Source organism: Acinetobacter sp. 479375 (assembly GCF_000581715.1).
In the GTDB taxonomy this organism is placed as follows: domain Bacteria; phylum Pseudomonadota; class Gammaproteobacteria; order Pseudomonadales; family Moraxellaceae; genus Acinetobacter; species Acinetobacter ursingii.
Genome location: NZ_JEZN01000023.1, coordinates 1 through 26,640 on the forward strand (window position 1 = coordinate 1; position 26,640 = coordinate 26,640).

The following is a 26,640-nucleotide window of genomic DNA, read 5'->3' on the forward strand; positions in this document are numbered from 1 at the left end:
AAGATGTAATTTCAGCCATTGACGATGTTGGTTTACGCCATGTTTTTTACGCACCCATTCCCCATCACCTGTAACTTTGATCCCTGTGCTATCAACTAAAATATGCAAGTCTTCCTGTGGATTTTTTGCTGATTTATGTAGAAGTGGCTGCAGCTTATCTGCTCGCCGACTCAATGTTGAGAAGTCTGGAACATTCCAGTCGAGGTGAGCCATTTGAAAAAGGCTTTGAATGAAACCTTGTGTTTGGCGTAAAGCCAGTTGGAACAGGTTTCGTATCGTCAGGGCAAATTGAATTGCTATATCAGTGTAGGTAGGTTGACGTCCTTTTTTTCCAGTAGGTGTTGCAGACCATTGCATTTGGGGATCAAACCAAATGGTGAAAGCACCCCGTTGACGTAAAGCCTGATTGTACTCAGACCAGTTCGTTGTTTTGTATCGGCTTTTTGATTCTGTATTCATCTAACATGTATGGGGATGAAATTTATTTATGCAACAAAGCCATTTACTATTATTCATGTTGTTTGTTAAAGAAATAAATTTTTTATTTAAATTATTGATATTATTTAATTTTAATATTTTTATAAATAATTTTAATGTCTAAAAATAATACTTTTATTTAATTTGAATCTGTATTAAATTAAAGCTGTTATTGATTTAAGACCAGATGGATTTGTTTGTTTTAAATCATGGCCGTGGCATATTAATTGCTATATTTATTTTAAATTTTGTTATTTTTATAAAATTATGAAAATAACACTATATTTTTTGCTTTAAACAAATCTTTTAGGTTTTAAAAGCATGTCTATAGTTATTAATTGATGCAGCAATCAAAACGATTTTTTTATAAGGGATATTTCATGTTAAAACATCTTCAGTTCGTATTCGCCCCAATCGTACTTTTAACTATGGCGCCACATATTTTTGCAGGCGAAGTGCTAGACAGAATTAAGCAAAAAGGTTCGATTACCCTCGGTTATCGTGAATCAGCGGATCCTATTTCTTATATCGCAAATGGTAAACCCGTTGGCTATGCACTTGATATTTGTCACAATGTGGTGACAGAAATTAAAAAACAACTTAAAACTCCACAATTAAAAATTGAATACAAAGCTGTCAATTCTACGAGTCGTATTCCAGAGGTTTTAGCGGGAAATATTGATATTGAATGTGGAACGACCACCAATAATAAACAACGTCAGCAACAAGTGGCGTTTTCTACCAGTTATTATGTGGCTGATGTTCGTATGGCAGTTAAAAAAACATCGAATATTCAAACCTTAAAGCAATTAAATGGCAAAGCTGTCGTGACTGTACAAGGGGGAAATCCTGAAAAATATTTAAAAATGAGTGCTAAAAAAGCGAATATCAAGATTATTTCATTAGGTGGGAAAGATCATGCCGATGCATTTTCAATGCTATCTTCAGGTCGCGCAGCAGCCTTTGTAAACGATGATATTGGTCTTGCAGGTTTAATTGCCAAGTCTGCGAATCCTAAAGATTATGAAATTGTCGGTCCTACTTTGTCTTCTGAGCCTTATGGCATCATGTTTGCCAAAACTGATCCTCAACTCAAAAGTATTACTGATGGCGTGGTCAATCAGATGTGGAAATCTGGTCAAATGGATCAACTTTATAAGAAATGGTTCCAGTCGCCAATTCCACCTAAAAATATAAACTTAAATTTGGCGCCAAGCGGCTCTTATAAAGCATTAAAAGCTAAACCAAATGATGTGGGTATTTGAGACTAAATTGAAAGTGAATATTGACCTGAATTGAGTACGTGTTGCGCTGTTGACTGTATTTTTTAATTCATAGTGTTAATTTTCAAATTTATCAACCATTGCAAAAAAGCAATGGTTTTTTATTTTGGCTTTCATCATATAGCCTCAATCTTTGCTTGAGCCCATCTACCAAAAACATGAATAGGAACTTTTACCTGACTCCATTAGCATAATCTTGTTCAAATTACAGAGTCCGTTGCTGATGGAAATGTTGGCTTTAGTCATCATGGTATTTATGTTAGCAGGCATGGTCAAAGGTGCCTTGGGTTTGGGACTGCCTACCGTCGCAATGGGATTGCTGACCCTTGTGATTGCACCATTTCAGGCGGCTTCTTTGCTGATTATTCCCTCCATGATTACGAATTTTTGGCAATTGTTTGCCGAAGGTCGGGTCTGGAGCCTGATTCAACGTTTTTGGTTGTTGTTACTTGGGATTATTATCGGCACTGTATTTAGTTTTTTACCGACTTTAAGTCAGGCGACAGGTAAAACCAGCGAGGTTTTATTGGGTGGGATGCTGATCGTATATGGTCTATATGGTTTATGGGTGAAACAACTCCCCAATCTCGCACCTTATGAAAAATGGTTATCGCCCATTATTGGTTATTTGGGGGGCGCTTTAATTGTTTCAACAGGTGTCATTATTATTCCAGCGGTGCCTTATTTGCAGTCTTTGCGTTTGAAACGGGATGATTTGGTACAGTCATTAGGTTTGGTTTTCACCTTATCGACGATCTGTCTGGCTATTTATTTACAACTGCACTCCACAGGAACTATGCCGATTGATTATCGTTTGGCATGGATCGCAGTGATTCCAGCAGTTTTCGGGATGTGGCTTGGGCAAAAATTACGTTATCGCATACCTGAGCAACGTTTTCGCCGTTTTTTCTTTATTGGACTGATTTTATTGGGTGCTTACATGGTTGTACATTAAGCGTTCATGGGCTGAGGTTTATTTTCGAGTAAGAACTGGGCAAAATCTTGATAGCTTGGAGAAAGATTAGAAAAATGACGAGCAGCTAACAGTAATTTGCGATTTGCCCATGCACCTGTGAGCGCAATTGTAGAAAAAGCATAAAGTTTTTGTAAATGTGAAGCAGCACGAAGCGGCATAATCGCGACACCGACACCATTGGCGACCACTTGAGCCATCGCACTAAAGCTAGGTAAGCGTAAACGATAGTGCAGTTGGTGATGAAGATGTTTGGCTTGCGTTTCGATCGATTGTTGTAATGAATGATGTGGCAGAAGTCCAATAAAATCTTCCTTTAAAATTGCTGCAAAATTCAATTGTCGATGTGTGGCTAAGGGATGATCTGGTGCGCAAATAAAGACCAATGGATCTTCAGCAAAAACGTGTGTTTCCAATGCATCATTTGGGGCAAAAAAACTGGAAATCAGTCCTAGTTCTGCCTGACCTTTTTGTAATGCAGCAATAATGTCATTACTCTCTGCTTCATGCAATTCAATCTGAAGTTGTGCATGTTCGATCAGATATTTGGGCAATAACATGGGTAAATATTCGCTTTGTGCAGATGAATTACACCATAAAGTCACTTGCTGTGTGGTTTTACGCTGGAAAGTCTGCATCTCTTGTTCTAATGCGTCGAGTCCATAGATCAGATATTGTGCATGTTGTAATAGGGTTTGACCTGAAATCGTCAATTCAACGCCTGTCGCATGACGAATAAACAAGGCGCTGTGAAAATGTCGTTCGAGTTTTTTAATGCGTTCACTGGCTGCCTGTAAAGAAATAGCTGAACGTTCAGCCCCTTTAGTCAGACTGCCTGTATCCACCACATGTAAAAAAAGTTGAAGATCAAAAAAATCAAAGCGCATAAGCCATTCAGTGAGTATTAAGCATGACAAAGTCATGATAACCAAAAATGCTTGATTCAAGATTTAATTTCATAAAAAAAGCAGCCTTATGGCTGCTTGAAGATTCAAAAATGAATATTTTAGCTTTTATCTTTTAGACCAAATAACCAATTGAGTAAAATCGCCGCAAACGTTGCGGTGCCGATTCCGCCTAAATTGAAGTTGCCAAACATGAGTTCAAAGTTACCTGCACCCAAAATAATCGTGACCGCAGCAACAATCAGATTTTTGTTGTTGGAAAAATCAACTTTGTTTTCAAGCCAGATTTTTGCCCCTGCAATGGTAATTAAACCAAAGACCACAATTGAAGCACCTGTCAGCACGGCGCTTGGAATGGTACTAATCACCGCACCAAATTTAGGCGATAATCCGAGGAAAATTGCAAAGATCCCTGCAATCACAAAGACAATAGTGGAATAAACACGAGTGACTGCCATGACCCCAATATTTTCACCATAGGTGGTCATGCCTGGCGCGCCTACACTACCTGACAATGTCGTGGCGATCCCATCAGCGACAAAAGCCTTACCCAGATAAGGAGTTAAGTCTTCACCTGTCATGGCACCGACTGCTTTGATATGTCCCAGATTTTCAGCCACTAAAATGAGGGCAACAGGTGCAATAATCAGCATGGCATTGGTTTGAAAGGTAGGTGCAGTTAAGCTGGGTAAACCAAACCACGGTGCAGCCGAAATTTGTGAAAAGTCAATCGCTTGACCCCACCCAAGACCATTGGTGGCAATCGCATAAATCAGATAAGCGATCAGTAGACCAATTAAAAGCAACAGTCGCTGTAATAGCCCGCGTGTAAATACCGCGATAATGCCCATACACAAAACTGTAATCAGCGCCATCCACATATCAAATGGATGACCAGCCACTGCTTTTACAGTCACAGGTGCCAAATTTAAACCAATAATCATGACCACAGCACCCGTAACGACAGGTGGCATCAATTTTTCAATCCAGCGCGTTCCTGTCAGCATGACCATAAAACCAATAATCGCATAAATCACACCACAGGCGACAATACCACCGAGTGCAACGCTAATATTCGGATTTGCACCTGAACCTGTGATATGGCCTGTCGCAGCCGCTACAACACCAATGAATGCAAAGCTCGAACCCAGATAACTCGGAACACGACCGCCTGTCATACAGAAAAATAAGATGGTACAGATGCCTGACATCAGGATCGCAAGATTTGGGTTAAAGCCCATAAGTAACGGAGCCAATACGGTCGAACCGAACATGGCAAATGCATGTTGAATACCTAAAACTGCACTTTGAGCAGGTGGAAGGTACTCATCGGTCGCCACAGGACGATGATCAATCTGCCCTTGATACGGACGCCATTTTGGAAACCAAGTGGACATAAAATAAACTCTAATTGTTTTAGCTGGCGCACATCATACTCTTTCTTTGATGATGGTTTAATTGATTTCTGAGCAACTGGTAAAGTAAGGCATTTGATTTATCTTTTATTTTTACCAAATGGTAAATTTATGGAAAATTTAACTCAAAGATATATCAGAAGATTGAGGACATGAATTTATAAGAAAAATAGAGGATCAGATCTGACCACATATTTAAATGTGAGCGAAAAAATTGTAAACATGCAGGGGCTAAATGCATGTAGGCAATCTCTTATTAAAGAAAAATGGCCTACATACTATTTAAAAAATGACTTTAGCCTGTATTACGCAGCCCTGCTGCAATGCCCGCAATACTGACCATTAACGCGTGATCAACAGGAGTATGTTCAGCCTGTTCAACATTTAAATAACTTCTACGCCGTTTCATGAGTTCTGCCTGTAGCAGATGTAGCGGAAGCAAGTAGGTTTTGCGCACACGCATGGCTTGATCCAGCACTTCATTATTGCTGAGTAACTTGGATTCACCTTTCATGGCAAGTAAGGTCTGGACTGCATCTTTCAGACGTTGGCGTAGTTCAGTACCTAGTGCTTTTAAATTTTCATCCTGAGTCAAATGCGACTCATAATACAGGGCAATACTGCCATCCGATTTGGACAATACCATTTCCAGCATATCGATAAGGGTTTGGAAATACGGCCACTCATGTAACATTTCGTCCAATGTCTGTTTTTGGCCTGCATCAATAATCTGATTAATCGCGGCGCCAGTCCCCAACCATGCAGGTAACATCAGACGAATTTGTGTCCATGCGAATACCCATGGAATTGCACGAAGCGACTCAATTCCACCACTGACTTTACGCTTAGCAGGACGCGAGCCTAATGGCAACATTTGTAATTCAAGCTCTGGTGTAACGGTACGCAGATATTGCACAAAATAAGGATTTTCACGCACAGTTTCACGATAGACCTGCACCGAAATATCGGTCATTTGATGCATCAGTTCGCGCCATTCCTGTTTAGGAATAGGAGGTGGTAATAAGGTCGCTTCAAGCGTTGCCGCGGTATAAATTTCCAGATTTTGTAAGGCAACTTCTTCCAGACCAAATTTAAAACGAATCATTTCGCCTTGTTCAGTCACACGAATAGCCCCAGAAATAGAACCAGGTGGCTGTGAAAAGAGCGCTTGCTGTGTCGGTGCGCCCCCACGACTGATCGAACCGCCACGACCGTGAAACAGGGTAAGTTGAATTCCGTGTTGTTTCGCAACGGCAGTCAATTCTTCCTGTGCGCGATATTGCGCCCAGTTCGCCGACATAAAACCTGCATCTTTGGCCGAATCTGAATAGCCAATCATGACTTCGTGCTTGCCATGAATATGCTGTTTGTACCACGGCATATTGAACAGTGTATTCATGGTCGCTGCTGCGCCGTCCAGATCTTTCAGGGTTTCAAATAATGGCACCACACGCAGAGGATGCAAAATGCCCGCTTCTTTTTGTAGCAGTAATACTGCGAGTACATCACTGGCATATTCCGCCATCGAAATAATATAAGCACCCAAACTTTCAGGGGGTTGAGCGGCTAAGGTCTGCATGGTCGCAAACACTTCTTTGACATCAGGATGTTGAATCAGGCTATCTTGTGGTTCGTCCAAATGTCGTGGAAGTAACGGACGCTTACTTTGTAATTCCTGAATTAAAAAGTTTTGCCGAGCCTGTTCTGTCCACGATTCAAAATTACCTAATCCCAAATATTCCGTAATCGCTGAGATGGCTTGACGATGCCGACCAGATTCCTGACGAATATCCAGTTTGAGTAGTTCAATACCAAAACAATTTACCCGATAGATAAAGTCCAGTAATTTACCATTGGCAATTTCTGGTAAATTCGATTCGATCAGCGAGCGATGGCACAGCAATAATGGCTCAAGCAATTCACTTTTGGTCTGGATAATCTGGCTATCATCGGCTTCAAAACCTTGTAACTTTTGTGCCAACCAGTGTCGTGTCGCTTTAAGGCGTTGGCGGGTGTCACGTAAATATTCGCGGTACGGTTCAGGATGTTCATAGCCTAAAGCCTGTTTCAGCTCATCCGAACAAGCCTGAATAGACAGCTCCCAACGTAAATCTTCGATATCACGTAGATATAAATCTGCGGCTTGCCAGCGTGATAACCACAAGACTTCTTGTGTAACGCTGTGAGTCACGTTTGGATTGCCATCACGGTCACCGCCCATCCAAGAGGCAAAACGAATCGGTGCAATTTCTAGTGGTAATGAGTTTTCGCAATGTGCTTGAACCAGTTCATTCAGTTCACGTACAAACTTGGGAACCGCATTCCATAAGGTTTGTTCGATGGTGGTAAAACCCCATTTGGCTTCGTCTACAGGGGTTGGACGGTTATGACGAATTTCATCGGTTTGCCAAGCTGAACAGATCAATTCTTTAAGATTATTTAACACTGCCTGACGTTCACGCGGCGTTAATTTTTGCTGATCCAGTCGTGCCAGATCTTCATTGATATCGTCATATTTTTGAATGAGGGTACGGCGACTAACTTCGGTTGGATGCGCGGTCAATACCAGTTCAATTTTAAGCTGACAGATTTGGTCAAATAGTTGTTGTGCTGAAATCTGCCGCTCTTTAAATTTGGTAAATAAGTGTACCAGTGGATTTGGTGAGGGTGCATTTTCATCAAACTCACTGCGACGACGGCTACGCACTACATTATATTGTTCTGCAATATTGGCAAAATTAAGAAATTGCGAAAAGGCACGGGTTAATGGCAGGATTTCTTCATCCTTAAGCCCCCAGAAAAGTTGTTCCAGCTTTTTTTCGGCTTCTGCATGACCATCACGTGCACCTTTGGCGAGGGCGCGAATTTGCTCAACCTGATTAAACAAATCTTGTCCTGCGTGCTGTTTCAGGGTTTCTCCCAGTAAATTACCCAGTAGACGCACGTCCTCACGTAAAGGAGCATCAATTTGTTGAATCATGGCGTTAGCTCTCCTGCTTTGGTTCTTTTGACTATACCCCGATTCAATGACATTCCAAGTCTAGAGCGTAAAAATATATGAATTATTGTTTAAAAAATTAACACTTATACAAGAACCAACGCAGATGCAAAAAATGGCATCGGTCACAATACGCCAAAGGTCTATACCTGATATTTCAACATAAAAATTCCGATGGCATCATTCACAATATCGCCAATTTCTTCGTTAGAAGGCACGTCAGTAATACCGAGTAAAACCTGATGATGTCGAATACCCAATAACAGTGCCAATGTCAGTTCTGTTTGTTTAAGGGGATTATCCTGACGAATCAATTTTAAACTGGCTGCCTGAGTGAAAAATTCACATAACGCATCAAAAAGCGGTTGATGGGAAGCCTCAAAAAAATGTTGAGCCAACGGACTTTTTTCGGCAGCAAGCTCAAGTAACACATGTTCAAGTTTGATCGCTTCTGGTAAATAAATCATCTTCAGCGTGCACTCACAAACGTCTGAAAATACTTGTAAAAAATCACTCTGTGCGGTTAAACAAAAGTGTTGTTCGGAAATGCATTCTGCGCAGGTTTCCTGAATGGCACAGGTAAATAGACTTTCTTTATCCTGAAAATGATTATAGACCGTGAGCTTGGTCACACCAGCATCTTTGGCAATCTGGTTCATACTGGAGTCGTGATAGCCCTGTTTTAAAAAAAGTGCCTTTGCTGCCTCTAAAATATGGGCTCTTTTTTCCAGATCTTTTGGTCGACCAATCGTATTTTGCACAAAAAATCTCTTAAATAAATTTAAAAAATAAAAACTTATCTCATTTTATATAATTAATGTACCGTTGGGTATATTAATTAAAAAACAAACAAATTAAGATACTGCTTATATTGTGCCTTAAAAAACAAATTTGAATAAGAGCGAAGGGTTATGACCGCGATAAAACTGACAAGTTTAAGTATATGGGTAGTATGTCTAATTACATTGGGTGGGTGTAATCAGCAAGCGCCTGAAGCAGAACAAATTCCTTATGTCATGGTGACACAACCCTCAGCGAGCATGAATGAACAGAAAAGCTATGCAGGCGAAGTACAGGCGCGTCAGCAAACGGCTTTGGCTTTTCGGGTGGACGGACAGATTACTCAGCGTTATGTGGATGTAGGTGATCGGGTCAAAGTTGGGCAAGTCTTGGCCAGGCTGGACGTAAAAGATGCCCAGTTACAAATGAATGCCGCTAAGGCCCAACTTGAAAGCGCCCAGTCTTCGGCAAAAATCGCCAGTGAAGAATTAAAACGCTTTCAACAACTTTTGCCTTTAAATGCCGTGAGTCGCTCTCAATTTGACAGCATCAAAAATCAAAATGATGCAGCGCAGGCCAGTTTACAACAGGCTCGTTCCAATTATGAAGTTGCAGCCAATCAGACAGGATATAACCAACTGATTGCCAATAAAAACGGCGTAATTACCCAGCGCGAAATTGAAATCGGGCAAGTGGTTGCGGCGGGACAAGCGGCTTATCAACTGGCGATTGATGGCGATCGTGAAGTGGTCATTGGCGCTCCTGAACAGGCGATGACTGAACTAAAAGTAGGGCAACCTGCATGGATCACTTTGTGGTCACAGCCTGAACAAAAGTATGCCGCTTATGTCCGTGAAATATCGCCTGCGGCAGATCAATCGCGTACCTTTAGTGTCAAAGTCGCATTACGTGAAGCTCAGCCTTCCATTCAACTTGGACAAAGTGCCCGTGTATTTTTTAACAATACCCAGCACGATGTCCTCAGTGTGCCTTTATCCAGTGTTTCTGCAAATCATCAACAAGCCTACGTTTGGGTGGTTAATCCGAATCAGACCATTCATAAGGTTGCGGTGAGCTTAGGTGCTTATGGACGCGATAGTGTTCCTGTATTGTCGGGTCTAAACGCCAATGATTACGTGGTGGTAGGTGGTGTCCATCTATTGCATGAACAACAAAAAATTCATCCAATCGATCGTGACAATCGTCCTGTGCAAATTGCCTCAGGAGCGAAGCCATGAAGTTTAACTTATCCGAATGGGCGCTGAACAATAAAGGCATCATTTTATATCTGATGTTGCTCTTGGCCATTGTGGGGATTTTTTCTTACTCAAAATTATCACAAAGTGAAGATCCACCTTTTACCTTTAAAGTGATGGTAGTTCAAACCTATTGGCCAGGTGCGACGGCACAGGAAGTGTCTTTACAAGTCACAGATCGCATTGAAAAAGAACTGATGACCACAGGTCAGTATGAAAAAATCATGGCCTATTCCAGACCGGGTGAATCGATGGTAACTTTTGTTGCCAAAGATTCGCTCAAGTCCGATCAGATTCCAGATGTCTGGTATAACGTACGTAAAAAAGTAGGAGACATCAAACAGCAACTCCCCGCTGGCGTACAAGGGCCATTTTTTAATGATGAATTTGGTGACACCTTTGGCAATATCTATGTACTGACAGGCAAAGACTACGACTATGCCGTGTTGAAAGAATATGCTGATCGTTTGCAATTACAATTGCAACGCGTCAAGGATGTGGGCAAGGTCGAGTTGGTGGGCTTGCAGGATCAAAAAATCTGGATTGAACTGTCCAATACCAAAGCAGCACAGCTTGGAATTCCTGTGACTGTGATTCAAGAGGCATTGCAAAAACAAAACAGTATTAATAATGCAGGTTTCTTTGAAACAGGCACAGACCGCATTCAGATTCGGGTCACAGGCGCATTACAAAACGTTGATGATCTTAAGCATATGCCGTTATTGATCGGCAATCGAACCATACAATTGGGAGACGTCGCAGAGGTCTATCGTGGTTTTAGCGAACCCGCCCAACCGCGCATGCGTTTTATGGGAGAAAACGGTATTGGCATTGCCGTATCGATGCGTAAGGGTGGAGATATTATTGCGCTCGGCAAAAATCTACAAAGTGAATTTGATCATTTACAAAAGACCTTGCCGCTTGGCATGCAACTCAAAAAAGTATCGGATCAGCCTGTTGCTGTACAACGTAGTATTCATGAATTTATTAAAGTTTTGACCGAAGCTGTGATCATCGTATTGTTGGTCAGTTTTTTCTCGCTAGGTTTCCGTACAGGATTGGTGGTGGCGTTGTCCATTCCACTGGTGTTGGCCATGACCTTTGCTGGTATGAATCTGTTTGATGTCGGACTGCATAAAATTTCACTGGGGGCCTTGATTCTCGCACTAGGGTTATTGGTAGATGATGCCATTATTGCAGTCGAAATGATGGCAATCAAAATGGAGCAGGGCTATAGCCGTATCAAAGCCGCAGGCTTTGCATGGAAAACCACCGCCTTTCCGATGCTGACGGGTACTTTGATTACTGCGGCAGGTTTTTTACCCATTGCTACAGCCAACTCTAGTACCGGTGAATATACCCGTTCGATTTTTCAGGTGGTGACCATTGCCTTGATTGTGTCGTGGTTTGCGGCGGTACTTTTTGTACCTTATCTGGGGGAAAAGTTACTGCCAGATTTTAGCAAGATGCAACAAACTGCGCCTTGGTATCAGCGACTTTGGGCAAGGTTACGCCATCAACCTGCGCCTCAGCCTGTTCAACATCATGCAGGTGAAAGCCATGATCCCTATCAAAGTGCCTTTTATTTACGCTTTCGTAAAATGGTCGAAACTTGCGTGAGCTATCGTAAAACAGTGATTATTACGACGGTTTTAATTTTCATTGGCTCCGTCCTGTTATTTAAACTGGTTCCGCAGCAGTTCTTTCCGCCATCGAATCGTGCTGAAATTTTAGTCGATTTAAAACTGGAAGAGGGTGCATCACTCACTGCCACCGAACAGGCGGTAAAAAAGGTCGAGCAATTCCTTGCCCAGCAAAAGGGGATTGATAATTATGTGGCCTATGTTGGGACAGGCTCGCCACGTTTTTATCTGCCGCTCGATCAACAACTACCACAAGCCAGTTTTGCTCAGTTTGTGGTGTTAGCGTCTTCCCTGGATGATCGCGATGAAATTCGTAAATCTCTGGATACACAAATCAAGAAACTATTACCTCAGGTCAGAACACGAGTGTCATTGTTGGAAAATGGGCCTCCAGTCGGCTATCCATTGCAATATCGAGTGTCTGGAGAGGATATTAATTTAGTCCGTGAATGGGCCCAGAAAGTAGCGAAAATCGTAGGGCAAGATCCAAATACCACCAATGTGCATCTGGATTGGGGAGAGCCAAGCAAGATCATTGAGCTGAATATCGATCAGGATCGAGCGCGTCAAATGGGCGTAAGCAGTCAGGATTTGGCCAACTTTTTAAATAGTTCGATTACTGGTGCGGTGATTAATCAATATCGTGAAAAACGTGAATTGATTGAAATTCGTTTACGTGGCGACCAAAAGGAGCGGGTCGATGTCGCTTCATTATCCAGTCTTGCCATTCCGACCAGTCACGGCAATAGCATACCCCTCGCCCAAATTGCCAAAATCCAATACAAGTTTGAAGATGGTCTGATCTGGCATCGTAATCGCTTGCCAACCATTACTGTCCGCGCCGATATTCGTAGCCATTTACAGCCTGCGACCGTGGTCGATCAGCTGTCAGAAAAGATGGATCAATTACGTGCGCAGCTACCTAATGGCTATCTGGTAGAAGTTGGCGGAACGGTTGAAGAATCTGCTAAAGGACAAAGTTCAGTCAATGCAGGCATGCCGTTATTTTTAGCGGTGGTGATGACTTTATTGATGATTCAATTGAAAAGTATCTCACGTTCTATCATCGTGTTTTTAACCGCGCCACTCGGACTCATTGGCGTGACGCTATTTTTATTGTTGCTCAATAAGCCTTTCGGTTTTGTTGCGATGCTCGGCACCATTGCGTTATCAGGAATGATCATGCGTAATTCACTGATTTTAATTGACCAGATTGAACAGGATATTGCAGCAGGGCACGATCCGTGGACTTCAATCATTGATGCGACAGTCCGCCGTTTCCGCCCGATTTTATTGACTGCACTTGCTGCCGTATTGGCTATGATCCCATTATCACGCAGTATTTTCTTTGGTCCGATGGCAGTTGCAATTATGGGTGGATTGATTGTTGCGACCTTTTTAACCCTGTTTTTCTTGCCTGCATTGTATGCAGCATGGTTTAAAGTGAAAAGAGCAACAAATTTGTCATAATTTTTTTCGAATAAAAGATGCGAAATATTGAAAATTTCAATATAGTAGCATCTTATTGTTAAGACAAAAAATGACAGCAGAATTTCACCGCATAAAAAGATAAGGTGAAGACTGTGAGTTGAGGTTAAAAGTACATGGGGCAGAACAATCTAGTACAGCATCGCCGTTACATTGCAGCATCTTATGTGTGCATGTTTCTGGGGTTGTTTACGATTCTTTTTGCCGTGATTGCTTATTTCCTTGCACGTAAAATTGCCATGATTGACGGTGCTGAGGTCTGGATTCATACACATGCGCTGTGGATTATGCGTAGCGTGGTGATGTTTCTGATGCTGGCTGTATTTGCTGCTTTATGGTTTATCCCTTTGATTTTCTTCGTTTGGAATAGCGCACTCTGGGTAACGGCATGTGCGATTGCCGGTGTAGTATTTTCAGCCATTGCTTGGTTATATTTGTTGAACGCTTGGATTAAAGGCCTTGCAAAATATGCGAGAAACAAAGCTGTTTTTTAGAAAATTCTAATTTTTTTCAGTTTCCCCCCTTGTAAATCCGACTAAAACCCCCAACTTAGTCGCAGGTTAAGTATATTTTAAATTCCGTGAGGAGCGTCGCCAGATATGGCTAAACGAGATTATTATGAGGTTTTAGGCGTTTCGAAAACCGCGAGTGATGATGAGATCAAAAAAGCCTATCGTAAGTTGGCGATGAAGTATCATCCAGATCGTAACCCCGATAACGCAGAAGCTGAAGAAAAGTTTAAAGAAGCTTCCGAAGCTTATGAAGTACTGTCCGATGGCGAAAAGCGCAGCATGTATGACCGTATGGGTCATAATGCCTTTGAAGGTGGCTATGGCGGCGGTAGTGGCGGCTTTGGGGGTTTTAGTGCAGAAGATATTTTCAGTCAGTTTGGCGATATCTTTGGCGGTGCATTTGGTGGCGGTGGCCGTCAGCAACAACGCCAACGCCGTGGTTCCGACCTACGTTACGTGATGGAACTCTCCCTCGAAGAAGCGGTTCGTGGTGTCAAAAAAACCATTACCTTTACTGCACCAGCACCGTGTGATGTCTGTGATGGTAAGGGTTCTAAAAATCCAAATGATGTTGAAACCTGTAAAACCTGTCATGGTACAGGTCAAGTGCGTATGCAGCAGGGCTTCTTCTCGGTTCAGCAAACCTGTAGCACTTGTCGTGGACAGGGTAAAATCATTAAAAATCCATGTAATAGCTGCCATGGTTCAGGGGTAAAAGACCGTCAACAAACCCTAGAAGTGACGATTCCAGCAGGGGTCGACAATGGCGATCGCGTTCGCTTAACAGGTAAGGGCGAAGCAGTACGTGATGGTCAGGCGGGTGATCTATACGTGGAAGTGGTAGTGCGTGAGCATGACGTGTTCCAACGTGATGGTGCAGACCTTTATATGGATGTGCCTGTTAGTATTGCCGATGCTGCTTTGGGTAAAGAGATTGAAATTCCAACGCTTGAAGGTCGTGTTAGCTTAAAAATTCCAGAAGGCACTCAAACAGGTAAATTGTTCCGTTTACGTGGCAAAGGTGTACGTCCAGTACGTAGTAGTATGGTTGGGGATTTACTCTGCCGTATCGTGGTGGAAACTCCAGTGAATCTTACCAGCCGTCAGCGTGAGTTGCTGAAAGAACTACAAGCGACACTGGATGGTGATGAACATAGCGCATCATCCAAGAAAAAATCTTTCTTCGATCGTTTATTTGATTAATTCAAGTTGATTGCAAAAAAATCTGCCCATTTGGCAGATTTTTTTATGCTTAAATTTTAGCGAGCGATAAGAGTTTGGTATAGTAGATCGCATTGTCAACGCTTTTAATGATTTAGGAACAGATTATGTCAGCATCTCCACGCATTGGTGTATTGGGCGCAGGTGGTCGTATGGGGCGCACCCTGATTCAAGCCGTACAACAGGCAGGCTATCAGTTGGCCGCGGCGGTCGAACGTCCAGAAAGTAGTTTAGTGGGCAGCGATGCAGGTGAGCTGGCAGGGATGGGTCATATAGGCGTCAAGGTCGCTGGCAGTTTGGCAGATGTATTAACAGACTGTGATGTCGTGATTGACTTTACCGCACCATCAGCCACTGAACAGCATTTGAAGCTATGTGCTGAAGCTGGTGTGGCGATGGTGATTGGCACCACAGGCTTTTCCGATGCACAAAAACAATTATTGAATGATACTGCTACTCAAACGCCTGTGGTGTATGCTGCTAATTATTCGGTTGGTGTCAATGTTTCCATTAAGCTATTAGAACTTGCAGCTAAAGTCTTTGGGGATAGCGTTGATATTGAAATTATTGAAGCGCATCATCGTCATAAAGTCGATGCACCATCGGGTACTGCCCTGATGATGGGCGAGGCGATTGCAGAGACTTTAGGGCGTGACCTGAAACAGGATGCTGTTTACTGTCGTGAGGGTCATACAGGACCACGGGAACGTCAAAGCATTGGTTTTCAAACTATTCGTGGTGGAGATATTGTCGGTGAACATACAGCTATGTTTATTGGTGAAGGGGAACGGGTTGAAATTACCCATAAAGCTACCAGTCGTATGAATTTTGCAGCGGGTGCAGTACGTGCTGCGGCATGGGTCGTGGGTCGTGAAGCACATAAATACGATATGAAAGATGTACTGGGATTTAATGACATTCAGGTGTAATTGCAACCGTCATCACCGCTAAAAAATAAAATCGATTTGAGAATAAAATGAATAATAAATCATGGATGTTGGCATGCACTTTGAGCCTGAGTAGTCTCATAGTGCATGCAGGACCTGCAACTGAAGCTAAACTAAGCTTAGACAAGAATAATATTAAGGTCTGGACCTATCAGACTGCAAATAATCCTGTCATTCAGTACAAAGCAGAAACGACATTTGATGTTTCCATTGAGCAGGCTGTTGGACTGATTCTCAATGTAGAATATGCATCGAAATGGGTACCTTATGTCAGTGAAACCAAAGTGTTATCACGTGATGACAAAAAGGGGGAGTTCATACTGTATATGGTGCTTGATTTTCCATTTCCATTAAAAGATCGGGATTTGGTGGTGAAAGGCAAAATGTCCAAAACCAGCGCAGGTATCATTAGTATTAAAAACAATGCGATGACGGGTTATTATCCTGCGCAAAAAGACCGAATTCGTTTAAATAAATATGAAGGCGACTGGACTTTCCAAAAACTTGGAGCCAATAGGGTGAAGGTCAGCACCAGTGGCTATGCTGACCCAGGTGGATCGATCCCCTTGAGTTTCGTGAATATGTTTGTGCAGCAACAGCCTTATCAAATGTTGATGAAAATGAAAATGGAACTACAAAAGCCCACAAACTTTTCGGCAAAATTGCCTGATATTTTAAAATAAGTAAAGTGCCCATAAGGGGCACTTTCTCTATTAAGCTGAACATTGCTGCTTGGTTCGAATCGTTGATTTATTGCGTTGTATCTGTAGCAAAATCAAGACTAAGCCGAGCCCTGCCAATCCTGCACCAGCAAAACAAACAGCGACATAACCCAGATCTAAACTGAGCACTAAACCACCGACCGCAGCGCCAATGGCATTGCCCAGATTAAATGCGCCCACATTAATTGATGAAGCCAGTCCAGGTGCCGCATGAGCCATTTTCATGACCCGCATTTGGACGGGTGGAACTAGCCCAAAAGCTGCAACTCCCCATAGCGTCAGACCGAAAGCTGCTCCCAGTTGTGTCTGCGCCAACCAGGGAAAACAGAGCATGACGATAACGAGCAGACTAAAAAATCCTATCAGGGTTTTATTGAGTGCAAGATCTGCCAACTTACCACCCAAGTGATTTCCAATCGAAAAACCAACCCCGATTAACACTAGCATTAGCGTAATGAAAGTCGGTGAGGCCTGATTAAAATAAGTGAGTGCTGGGGCGATATAGGTATATAAAGTGAACATGGCACTAGCTCCGAGCACAGTCGTCAACAATGCCATGAGGACGGAAGGTTGTATTAGTACCTTTAACTCTGCTTTAACATCTGGACGTTGGGCTGGAGCAGCCTTGGGCAACGCTTGATATAACGACCACATGGTGACTAAACCGAGGGTGGAGATTGCCAAAAAAGACAGTCGCCAGCCAATATTTTGACCGAGCCATGTCGCCAAAGGTACACCACCAATATTGGCAAGGGTAAGCCCCATAAACATGGCAGCTACTGCACTGGCCTGTTTATGTACGGGCACGACACTAGCTGCGACTACGGAACCAATACCAAAAAAAGCGCCATGATTAAGGCTGGTGATGAGTCGGGCAATCATTAGACTCCAATAGTTTGGTGCAATTGCAGCGAGTAAATTGCCCAGTGTAAATAATGACATCAGTAAAATGAGTGCTTTACGTCGTGAAAAGTGTCCAAAGTATAAAGTCATGATCGGCGCACCAAGCATCACCCCCATAGCATAACCTGTAATCAAAAGACCAGCGCGAGGAATACTGACACCCAAATCATGAGCAATATTGGGCAATAATCCCATCGGAGAGAATTCAGTGGTACCGATCGCAAATGCACCAATTGCTAAAGCCAACAAGGGTAAATTGCGGTTCATGAGGATCTTCCTAAGATTGTCGTCATAAGGGGGGGTAAATATGCAATCTGCATGCTTAAGCGCCTTATCAATGAAGAAATGATCTGCATCAAGACTGATCAAGATTGGGCATGTATTTTGTGCTGAACATTGTTGCGAAAAAATACTGGAGTAAGCAAAATATTATTGACTAGGAATCACGAATAACAGCCTATGAAATCTACCATCGAAGAATTGATCGCATTTATAAGTATTGTTGATACAGGCTCAATTGTGGCAGCGGCAGAGCAGCTTCAGCAAACCCCATCAGGTTTGAGTCGTGCGCTCAATCGATTAGAAAAGAAACTACAGGTCACATTACTTGAGCGAACCACTCGTAAGTTGAAACTGACACAAGAAGGTCGTTTATTTTTAGATAAAGCGCGTTCAATTTTGGCAGAATTGGCCGAAGCGGAAGATGCATTACTGAAATCTGACAGTGATACTTCTGGTCTGATTCGGATTGATTCAGCAACACCCTTTGTTTTACATGTGCTTGCTCCGCTGATGCAAAAATTTATGCAACGCTATCCCAAAATTGAGATCGAGCTAAATAGCAATGAGCAGGTCATCGATTTATTGCAGCATAAAACCGATGTTGCGATTCGTTTTGGCGCATTACATGATTCGAGTCTACATGCCAAATTGGTATGTAAATCACGGTTATATATTGTGGCAAGCCCCGATTATTTGGAGCAGGCGGGTATTCCCCAGACACCACAATCACTCTTACAACATCAATTGGTGGGATTTAGCAAACCCGTTTACTTAAATACATGGCCCTTAAAAATAGGCGATGACTATGTGATAGTTTCTCCGAAAATCAAGGCGTCTAGTGGTGAAACAGTCAGACAACTGACCTTGGCAGGTCATGGTATTGCACGATTATCAGAATATGAAATCTGGCAGGATTTAGAGGCAGGGCGTTTAGTTGCTTTGTTTGAAGATCAGATTGAATTACAGTACCAGCATATTCATGCGGTGTATTATCAACAAAAACATCTGCCAAAACGGGTACGTTTATTTATTGAGTTTTTGGCAGATGAGTTGAGCCAGCAATTTTCAACGGCTGTGGCATCATAGTTTTGCTTGAGGGAGCTGAAATTCCATTAAGCTTTGCTTGGGTTTCAATCGTAAACGAAATGTCATCTGGTCCTGAATACAGTCAAAGTTTAATGCCTGATTTTTTAGTGCGCCGATCATCATGCCATTGTCGGTCACTGGTCGATAAATATAACGAAACAGTTTTGGGCGCTGCATATCCACCGACCATAATTTGTATTCAGTATACTGCTGTATTTTCAGATAGCCTTGAATCATACTGCGACAAATAAAATCCTGTTGCTGTTTTTCAGCACTTAAAGGCTGACATGCGCTCAGTAGTAGACCTATACTCAGCATAAAGCATAATTTTTTCATGAACTTATCTCATGGTGGTTGCTTTTTAGAGCATAATTGGATTGTATAGACCATGACAGATACAGATTTTGATAAAAAAGCAGTACAGATATGCAGTTTCATTATCAGCGTTTAGCACAGCAGATCGCGAACAAGATTTATCAGCAACAGCTTTTGCCGCAGCAAAAATTGAGTTCATTACGTGATTTTGCAGATCAGCATCAGGTTAGTATAAGTACCGCACAACGTTGTTATGAATTGCTGGAAGCACAGGGATTAATTGAAGTTAAGCCGAAATCTGGCTATTTCGTTAAAGCGCCAAAGCTGAGTAGTCGCTTACCGACCAGTCCGAGTTTTGAATCCAGACCTCGTGCCGTCACTAATTTATTATTGCAAAATCAGATTCAGGAGGCTTCTATTCAGCCTCATTTAGCTCCCTTTGGTGCGATACAGTTGAGTCCTCAACTGGTTCCCATCGAGCCTTTACGCCGTTCTATTCAGCGAGCACTTAAACACTGTAAACCTGAAGACTTTTTATATTGTAATCGACAGGGGCATCTGCATTTGCGTGAGGCTTTGGCCGCGCATTGGCGGGAAGATGGAATGTACATTGCCCCTCAAGATATTTTTATCACTAATGGTTGTATGCCAGCACTCGCCCTGTTAATTCAGCAACTCAGTTTACAAGGCGACAGTATTCTTATTCCCACCCCCACCTTTAATGGACAATTACAACTGATCGCAGGCTTAAAGCGCCGTATTATTGAAACACCTGCCGATGCAACAGGGATTGATTTAGTCCGTTTAGAGCAGGCGATGGCAGAGCATCGGCCAAAATTATGTCTGCTAACGGCTAATTTTCAGAATCCTTTGGGATACGTTTTGAGTGATGTTGATAAACAGAAAATTGCGCAATTGGCTGCACAATATCACTGTATTATCTTAGAAGACGATATTTATGCCGAGTGTAGTTATCAGGGGCAGCGACCCTTACCGATTAAATATTGGGATCAACACGGCTATGTGGTCTGGGTTGGTTCGGTGTCAAAGTCATTGTCTACAGCGTATCGTGTGGGTTGGTTTTGTATTGGTGGGCAATTAAAAGCGATGTATCCTGAATTCTATTCAGCCAATATCAGTGTCAATACGCCGCTACAACTGGGTTTGGCAGACTTTATTTATAGTCGGGAATATCGTAACCATTTAAGCCGTTTACAACCTCAGTTGATGCAACAGGTTGAACAATATCGTCGATATATTTTAAAGGCATTTGCACCGTTGAATATCGGTCTAAGTCAACCACAGGGGGGCTATGCCTTGTGGTTGGAACTTCCTCAAAAGATTGATAGTTTGGCTTTGTATCTGGCAGCCCAACAGCATCAGATTAATATTGTACCGGGCGTGGTATTTGGAGAGGATGAGCGTTATCAGCACTTTGTACGGCTGAATGCTGGACATGCGCTGACGCCGCAGTTACAAGAAGCGATTTTGTTTCTGGCGGAGTGGGTGAAACAGGCAGTGGATTGATATTGATTAAAACTTCAGGCAAGTCGTATCAGAACTTGCCTGCAAAATAACTGATTTAAAAATCTGCTTTTAACACGATACGATAACGCGCGTGACCTGAATGCAAACGTTCTATTGCATCATTGAGTTTGGACATAGGATAAAGCTCAATCTGCGGGGCAATATTTTTACGTGCAGCAAATTTTAATAACTGGCGCAGTGCAGCAGGAGAACCGGTTGGTGAGCCTGTAACTGACTTTGCTCCACTAATTAACGCGCCGACAGGCACCGCGACGGGTTCTAACACCAAACCTAGAAAATGAACCGTGCCATTTGGCGCCAATGTATTTAAATAGGCATTCCAGTTCAGTGTCACATTCACGGTACTAAGTAATAAATCAAACTTACCACGTTGTGCTTTCAGTGCGGCATCATCACGGCTATTCACCACATGATCTGCACCCATTGCTTTAAGTTCATCCGTCTTATCTGGATGAGAAGTAAATGCGGTAATTTCGCAGCCCCATGCTTTAAGCAGTTTAATTGCCATATGACCTAAGCCACCGATTCCAATCACAGCAACATGGTGAATAGCCTGAATCTGATGTTTCAAAATCGGATCAAATACGGTGATGCCGCCACAGAGCAATGGTCCTGCGCTAGTCGGATCTAGATCATCAGGTAGAGGAATGACCCATTGCCAACCAGCACGAACTTTATCGGCAAACCCGCCTGCATGGCCGACAATAGTCGCGGTATGTTCGCCAGTACACAACACTTGCTGACCACTTATACATTGATCACAAGATTGACAGCTTTCCGCCGTCCAACCCAAGCCAACTCGTTGCCCGACTTTTAAGCCTTTGGCTTCACTGCCCAGTTGAGTAATAGTTCCAATGACTTCATGTCCTGCGATGACAGGATATTGAGATGATTGCCATTCATTATTGATGACTGAAATATCGGAATGACAAAGACCACAATATTCAACTTTGATTTCTACTTGATGTGGTTGTAATTCACCTGCATCGAATTGATAGGGAACCAGTGGCTCGCCTGCTTGCATTGCTGCGTAAGCGTGAATGACGTTGTTGCTCATGCTGTATGTCCTTGTATATAACTTTAGGATCGAAAAGAACAATAATTTTCATGGTCATTGACCATGCCAACGGCTTGCATAAATGCATAACAGGTGGTGGGACCTACAAATTTAAAGCCGTGTTTCTTTAAACGCTTTGACAATTGCAAACTGTGTTCGGTTTGAGCGGGTGCCTGACGATAATCTGCGACATCATTGATGATGGGCTGCTGCTGTACCGTTTCCCAAAGCCATTGTGACATATCATGCCCTTGGTCTTTGAGATTCTGCCAAGCAATCGCATTGTCACGAATTGCTTTGAGTTTACCGATATGGCGAATTAAACCTGTATCACTGAGTTTATGTTCAAGTTGTTGATCTGTAAGTTGGGCGATGTCTGCGATTGGGTATTGAAAAAAATGCTGTCGATAGCTTTCACGTTTTTTAAGTACGGTGATCCATGAAAGCCCCGCTTGCTGTCCTTCCAGACAGAGCATTTCAAACAGTCGGGCTTCTTTATACTCAGGTTTTCCCCATTCTTGATCATGATAATCCATATAAAGCGGATCACTTGAACACCAACCACAACGTTGCACCGACATGCGCTGTTCCTCATTTTGAGCCAAGATTTAAATGATGGTTATAAAGTAAATAGTATCCACTGATCTGATGATGTATCCCAATAATAAAGTTCTGCCCGTGTTAAATCTTCAAATTTAAGCCAGAAATCTTGACCAGATTTATCTGCATAGCCTGTGCTCATGAGTAGGGCATCTTCAGAAATTTCCATAATCCAGCCCTGATAGCATTTTTCATTCAAACAGATTTTTTGTTGATTACCAGATTCGGCAAATTCAACCAATCGATTGATTAAAGCTTCAGACATCATGTATTTTCCTAACGTAAATATGAGTAAGGGTTGACTGCACCGCGTCCTTTGCCAGATAAATAAAGTCCATAATGCAAATGGGTGGCAGTATATCGGGCATTGCCTGTATTGCCGACATAGCCAATCAGATCACCTTTTTTGACATAATCTCCGACGGCAAGACCACGTTTATGCCCATCCAGATGCGCATAATAATGCCATGAGCCTGAGGGTCCTAAAATCCAGATGACCTTGCCGCCCAAATTATTATCACGCAAATCTGCCACTAATCCATCAGTGGAGCTGTACACTTTTGTTCCACGTGGAGCCATAATGTCAATTCCTTCATGGCGGCGACCCTGACCACGGGCTGCTCCCCATGTATCGGTCAATTCATTGCGCTTTATTCCTTTAACTGGAATCGGTAAGCGTGTATCCAGTCTTTGCATTTGTAATTGAGCAACGCGATTGGCGGGGAAAGGCTGCGATTTTTTCGGAACCGTGGTACAGGCAGCAAACAAGCTGATAATAAAGCCAAGAATGAAATAGGGGAGATAGCGAGGCACAAGCTCTCCATTATTGTTATGATCACGATCTGCACTATGTCATGAATCGATAGCCAAGATCAATTTTTTCATAGCGGTCGGAATTCCTTTGGCTGTTGCTTGTTCAGGGCTTAACCAACAGCCATTTAACTCCGTCGTCAGATGTTCTTGTTGTTCTGGTTCCACGTGGAACATTTGTATATTCAGCAACCATGTGAAATGCGTGAAACTATGCGAGATTTGCATTTGACTGGAAATAGGGGTTAGGTCAAATTGTGAGCGCCACTCTAATAATATTTTTTTATCTTCAATAATGGGTAAGCACCATAACCCACCCCATAAACCGTGTGAATCGCGCTGCTGCCAAAGCCATTGTCCATTTGATTGAATCAGAACAACATCCGCAGTTTTAACAGGAACTGCTTTTTTCGGTTTTTTAAATGGCAGCTCATTTTCTAAACCTTGCTGATACGCTTTACAGTGTTGCTGCATGGGGCAATATAGACATAATGGTTTTTTGGGCGTACAGATGGTTGCACCCAGATCCATAATCGCCTGTGTGTAATCATGATTGCGTTCTATTGGGCAAAGCTGCTCGGCTATTTGCCATAATGCACGTTCATGAATAGGCTTGGAGAGATCATCTTCTATGGCAAAAAAACGCGATAAGACGCGTTTAACATTACCATCTAAAATCACGCCGTATTGACGCAGTCCCAATGACATGAGTGCACCTGCGGTCGAACGACCGATTCCGGGCAATGCCATCCATTGTTCAAGATTTTGTGGGAAGTGCCCATTCTGATGGACTTGGATTGCCGCTTTATGCAAATTACGCGCACGTGCATAATAGCCTAGTCCTGCCCAATACGGGGCAACATCCTCCCATGAAGCAGTTCCTAAATCATCCACCGTAGGAAAGCGCGTAATAAAACGCTCAAAATATTGCAGTACAGTTTTGACTTGTGTTTGCTGTAACATAATTTCAGACACCCAAACTTTGTAAGGATCATCTGCTATTTGCCATGGCAGGTCATGACGACCATGATGATCGAACCAGTTGAGTAGGGCATCGGCAAAAGAAAAATCAGACATAACACGGACAGCAAAGACAGGTATCGCAGTATAACCAAATTAATCTGAGCAAGTCATGTACCCTATTTTATAGGCATAAAAAAATGATCCGAAGATCATTTTTTTAATAAAATACAGGATTAATCCTGAACAATGCCCCAGCGTTTATCCAATTTAAGCTCCTGACCTTGATAGCGAGGAATAATATGGATATGAAGGTGTTCAGCACTTTCACCAAAAACTTCACCATCATTAAAGGCGATATGAAATCCATCAGGTTGATGACGTAGATGAAGCTCATTTCGAGCCAATTCAATTAAGGAAATCAGGCTTTTTCTTTCCTTATCAGTGACGTCAAAAAAAGAGCTGACATGACGTAATGGAATAATGACCGAATGTCCTTTAGAAAGAGGATGAGCTTCGGGCAAAATCGCACCAAAATCATTTTGATGAATCACATCATATTCATCAAATTCACAATAAGGGCAATGTTTCTCAGTCATGATTCCATCCTCTCTTTCATTTTCATCGTTTTATAGGCTGCAAATTTTATAAGGTTCTTTCAAGTAAGCCATACATTGCATTTAGGCTTTGCTGCTCGGCTTGTGGATTGTAACCTAAATCAACGCCGTTAGCTTTGGCGCGCTCATCGGCTAAAGGATTACTAAAACCATGCTTGGCATTTTCTAAAATAATCACTTCATAATTGACATCGGCATGATCCATTTCAGCTTTAAATTTAGCGACATCATCTAGGGTCACCATGCTGTCTTGTTCACCATGTAACACTAAAATCTCAGCTTGAATTTTACCTTGTTCAGCAGGTGCCTTAGGACTTAATGTACCATGAAATGACGCTACTGCTTTTAAATCTGCGCCCGAACGCGCCAGATCCAGTACCACTTTACCGCCATAACAAAACCCAATAGCAGCGAGTTGCTCTGGATTGACTTCAGGTTGCTGAGCCAAAGTTTCTAAACCCGCTGATGCACGTGTCACAATGGTGTCTGCATCCTGAAAAGTTTGTGTCATCCACTCATTGGCCTGTGAAGCTTGATCTGTGACTTTTTTATCACCATACATATCAATAGCCAAAGCGGCATAGCCATGTTCTGCCAGTTCACGCGCGCGTTGTAAGGTATATTCGGTTCGTCCCCACCATTCTGGTGCAACAATGACCCCCGCCACAGGTGTTTCACTTACAGGTGCGGCAAAATAACCAATCAAATTTGAGCCGTCTTTTGCGGTGTAGTGAATTTCACGTGTTTTGATGGTCGATGTCATGTGCTAAATCCTGTTATCAAACTGAAATTAAAAATGATTAAATCATAAAAAATGCAGTGATATGCATATTCAATGTAATCAATTCATTTATAAATGTGAGAATTTATGTAGGGTTGCACATTCTATGTTCATTCGATCAACTGCTAGCGACACAGATCGGACAAAACAAAACCCCATTAGATGAGCATCTAATGAGGTTCGTTATTTATTTCAGAAGAATCTCGGATTCTTTTTAAAATAGAGCTTAAAACCAAGTGATTGGTGAGCTTATAGTTAAGCCCGACCTCGTGAAATAAAGCCAATAATGGCCAAAATCACTGCAACCACCAAGAGGATGACTGCAAAGTCTTTAGACAAACCTGCAACTCCACCGAAACCTAATAAGCTTGCAATCAATGCAATCACAGCAAAGATAATCGCCCAACGAAACATAGTTCTAATCTCCTTATATTTATCGTTCCTTAAATATAGAACCTTAGCTGCAAAAGCTATGTGTTGTTTATGTGTGCAATCTGTATATTGTCTTTAATATTCAATTAATTGAGTTACATAAACCACATAAAGGATGAACATTAGAAACAGTGTTATAATGTGTATTCGCTGTTAAGTGACCTGATTTATGAACACTGAAATCCGTCCATTTTTCTGGAAACATTATTCGCTAGAACAACTCAATCAAACAGAGTGGGAAGCTTTGTGTGATGGATGCGGATTATGCTGCCTGATTAAACTTGAGGATGAAGACACCGAAGAAATCGCCTACACCAAAGTAGCGTGTAAGTTGCTGGATTGCCAAACGGCACGGTGTTCAGACTATGCCAATCGGCATCAGTTCGTTCCAGATTGTATTCAACTAACTCCTGAAAAATTACAAAGCATAGGTTGGCTGCCTTCAAGTTGTGCTTATCGACGTTTAAATGAAGGTAAAAATTTACCATCATGGCATTATTTAAATACAGGTTCGCGCCAAAGTGTCATTAAGGCTCGTAAATCGGCCGCGGGTCGGTGTCTGTCTGAAGTCGATGTATCAGAGGACGATATTGAAGATTATATCGTCCGCTGGATTCGCTAACAAATTG

At 42.4% G+C, this 26,640-nt stretch carries 25 protein-coding genes and 1 pseudogene; 11 read left to right on the forward strand and 15 right to left on the reverse strand.

Annotated elements, in window-relative coordinates:
- Positions 1–459 (reverse strand): annotated as a pseudogene (locus J500_RS14165) (IS5-like element ISAba10 family transposase); the annotation flags it as partial.
- Between the two features lie 398 nt (positions 460–857).
- Between J500_RS14165 and J500_RS14170 the strand changes: the two are divergent.
- Both J500_RS14170 and J500_RS14175 read left to right on the forward strand, forming a co-directional pair.
- On the forward strand, positions 858–1,742 hold the full coding sequence (locus J500_RS14170) for an amino acid ABC transporter substrate-binding protein (RefSeq protein WP_004986155.1): 885 nt from the start codon (positions 858–860) through the stop codon (positions 1,740–1,742).
- Between the two features lie 241 nt (positions 1,743–1,983).
- Entirely contained in the window at positions 1,984–2,715 is a 732-nt protein-coding gene (locus tag J500_RS14175) for a sulfite exporter TauE/SafE family protein (RefSeq protein WP_004986152.1), read from the forward strand.
- Here the strand turns inward: J500_RS14175 and J500_RS14180 are convergent.
- The 4 genes from J500_RS14180 to J500_RS14195 form a co-directional block, all read right to left on the reverse strand.
- A complete protein-coding gene (locus J500_RS14180; protein ID WP_034700165.1) occupies positions 2,712–3,620 on the reverse strand; it encodes a LysR family transcriptional regulator in 909 nt (302 codons plus the stop codon). The two genes, J500_RS14175 and J500_RS14180, sit on opposite strands and share 4 nt — an antisense overlap.
- 119 nt (positions 3,621–3,739) lie before the next feature.
- Entirely contained in the window at positions 3,740–5,035 is a 1,296-nt protein-coding gene (locus J500_RS14185) for a solute carrier family 23 protein (RefSeq protein WP_004986144.1), read from the reverse strand.
- A gap of 313 nt (positions 5,036–5,348) precedes the next feature.
- Complete coding sequence (gene ppc / locus J500_RS14190) at positions 5,349–8,033, reverse strand: phosphoenolpyruvate carboxylase (protein WP_004986142.1); 2,685 nt, start codon at positions 8,031–8,033, stop codon at positions 5,349–5,351.
- A gap of 161 nt (positions 8,034–8,194) precedes the next feature.
- Positions 8,195–8,812 (reverse strand): TetR/AcrR family transcriptional regulator, encoded by a 618-nt coding sequence (locus J500_RS14195; RefSeq protein ID WP_034700168.1) that lies wholly within the window; start codon positions 8,810–8,812, stop codon positions 8,195–8,197.
- A gap of 150 nt (positions 8,813–8,962) precedes the next feature.
- On the opposite strand from J500_RS14195, the gene J500_RS14200 reads away from it, so the two are divergent.
- The 6 genes from J500_RS14200 to J500_RS14225 all read left to right on the forward strand — a co-directional run bounded on the left by J500_RS14200 (position 8,963) and on the right by J500_RS14225 (position 16,581).
- Positions 8,963–10,069: an efflux RND transporter periplasmic adaptor subunit gene (locus J500_RS14200; protein WP_004986138.1), complete on the forward strand. Its 1,107-nt coding sequence runs from the start codon at positions 8,963–8,965 to the stop codon at positions 10,067–10,069.
- Positions 10,066–13,200 carry an efflux RND transporter permease subunit gene (locus J500_RS14205; protein ID WP_004986137.1) on the forward strand — a complete coding sequence of 1,045 codons (3,135 nt, stop codon included), beginning with the start codon at positions 10,066–10,068 and terminating at the stop codon, positions 13,198–13,200. The genes J500_RS14200 and J500_RS14205 overlap by 4 nt, the downstream gene beginning before the upstream one ends.
- Before the next feature lie 134 nt (positions 13,201–13,334).
- The gene (locus tag J500_RS14210; protein ID WP_004986136.1) at positions 13,335–13,712 is read left to right on the forward strand and encodes a hypothetical protein; all 378 of its coding nucleotides are present in this window, start codon (positions 13,335–13,337) and stop codon (positions 13,710–13,712) included.
- Between the two features lie 105 nt (positions 13,713–13,817).
- Entirely contained in the window at positions 13,818–14,933 is a 1,116-nt protein-coding gene (gene dnaJ / locus J500_RS14215) for a molecular chaperone DnaJ (RefSeq protein WP_004986133.1), read from the forward strand.
- A gap of 125 nt (positions 14,934–15,058) precedes the next feature.
- Positions 15,059–15,880 carry a 4-hydroxy-tetrahydrodipicolinate reductase gene (dapB, locus tag J500_RS14220; protein WP_004986131.1) on the forward strand — a complete coding sequence of 274 codons (822 nt, stop codon included), beginning with the start codon at positions 15,059–15,061 and terminating at the stop codon, positions 15,878–15,880.
- Between the two features lie 47 nt (positions 15,881–15,927).
- The gene (locus J500_RS14225; protein WP_004986129.1) at positions 15,928–16,581 is read left to right on the forward strand and encodes an START domain-containing protein; all 654 of its coding nucleotides are present in this window, start codon (positions 15,928–15,930) and stop codon (positions 16,579–16,581) included.
- 30 nt (positions 16,582–16,611) lie between these two features.
- Here J500_RS14225 and J500_RS14230 read toward each other — a convergent pair whose 3' ends face one another.
- Positions 16,612–17,790 (reverse strand): MFS transporter, encoded by a 1,179-nt coding sequence (locus J500_RS14230; protein ID WP_004986126.1) that lies wholly within the window; start codon positions 17,788–17,790, stop codon positions 16,612–16,614.
- 192 nt (positions 17,791–17,982) lie between these two features.
- On the opposite strand from J500_RS14230, the gene J500_RS14235 reads away from it, so the two are divergent.
- A complete protein-coding gene (locus J500_RS14235) occupies positions 17,983–18,891 on the forward strand; it encodes a LysR family transcriptional regulator (protein ID WP_004986124.1) in 909 nt (302 codons plus the stop codon).
- On the opposite strand, the gene J500_RS14240 is transcribed toward J500_RS14235, so the two are convergent.
- Entirely contained in the window at positions 18,886–19,227 is a 342-nt protein-coding gene (locus J500_RS14240) for a hypothetical protein (protein ID WP_004986121.1), read from the reverse strand. The two genes, J500_RS14235 and J500_RS14240, sit on opposite strands and share 6 nt — an antisense overlap.
- A 90-nt stretch (positions 19,228–19,317) precedes the next feature.
- Between J500_RS14240 and J500_RS14245 the strand changes: the two genes are divergently transcribed.
- The gene (locus J500_RS14245; RefSeq protein ID WP_004986119.1) at positions 19,318–20,733 is read left to right on the forward strand and encodes a PLP-dependent aminotransferase family protein; all 1,416 of its coding nucleotides are present in this window, start codon (positions 19,318–19,320) and stop codon (positions 20,731–20,733) included.
- Positions 20,734–20,788: 55 nt separating this feature from the next.
- Here J500_RS14245 and ahr read toward each other — a convergent pair whose 3' ends face one another.
- The 8 genes from ahr to J500_RS16990 form a co-directional block, all read right to left on the reverse strand.
- Complete coding sequence (gene ahr / locus J500_RS14250; RefSeq protein WP_004986117.1) at positions 20,789–21,811, reverse strand: NADPH-dependent aldehyde reductase Ahr; 1,023 nt, start codon at positions 21,809–21,811, stop codon at positions 20,789–20,791.
- Positions 21,812–21,834: 23 nt separating this feature from the next.
- Positions 21,835–22,392, reverse strand: a complete 558-nt coding sequence (locus J500_RS14255) for a DNA-3-methyladenine glycosylase I (RefSeq protein ID WP_004986114.1) — start codon at positions 22,390–22,392, stop codon at positions 21,835–21,837.
- Positions 22,393–22,430: 38 nt separating this feature from the next.
- Positions 22,431–22,676 carry a hypothetical protein gene (locus tag J500_RS14260; protein ID WP_010589012.1) on the reverse strand — a complete coding sequence of 82 codons (246 nt, stop codon included), beginning with the start codon at positions 22,674–22,676 and terminating at the stop codon, positions 22,431–22,433.
- Positions 22,677–22,687: 11 nt separating this feature from the next.
- The gene (locus J500_RS14265; RefSeq protein WP_034700174.1) at positions 22,688–23,224 is read right to left on the reverse strand and encodes a M23 family metallopeptidase; all 537 of its coding nucleotides are present in this window, start codon (positions 23,222–23,224) and stop codon (positions 22,688–22,690) included.
- A gap of 39 nt (positions 23,225–23,263) precedes the next feature.
- Positions 23,264–24,298 carry an A/G-specific adenine glycosylase gene (gene mutY / locus J500_RS14270; RefSeq protein ID WP_004986108.1) on the reverse strand — a complete coding sequence of 345 codons (1,035 nt, stop codon included), beginning with the start codon at positions 24,296–24,298 and terminating at the stop codon, positions 23,264–23,266.
- A 119-nt stretch (positions 24,299–24,417) separates the two neighbouring features.
- A complete protein-coding gene (locus J500_RS14275; RefSeq protein ID WP_004986107.1) occupies positions 24,418–24,780 on the reverse strand; it encodes an HIT family protein in 363 nt (120 codons plus the stop codon).
- 46 nt (positions 24,781–24,826) lie between these two features.
- Positions 24,827–25,561, reverse strand: a complete 735-nt coding sequence (locus J500_RS14280) for a dienelactone hydrolase family protein (RefSeq protein WP_004986105.1) — start codon at positions 25,559–25,561, stop codon at positions 24,827–24,829.
- Positions 25,562–25,834: 273 nt separating this feature from the next.
- The gene (locus J500_RS16990) at positions 25,835–25,993 is read right to left on the reverse strand and encodes a DUF1328 domain-containing protein (protein ID WP_004986102.1); all 159 of its coding nucleotides are present in this window, start codon (positions 25,991–25,993) and stop codon (positions 25,835–25,837) included.
- A gap of 187 nt (positions 25,994–26,180) precedes the next feature.
- Here J500_RS16990 and J500_RS14290 point away from each other — a divergent pair, with 187 nt between their 5' ends.
- On the forward strand, positions 26,181–26,633 hold the full coding sequence (locus J500_RS14290) for a YcgN family cysteine cluster protein (protein ID WP_004986099.1): 453 nt from the start codon (positions 26,181–26,183) through the stop codon (positions 26,631–26,633).
- Positions 26,634–26,640 lie beyond the last annotated feature (7 nt).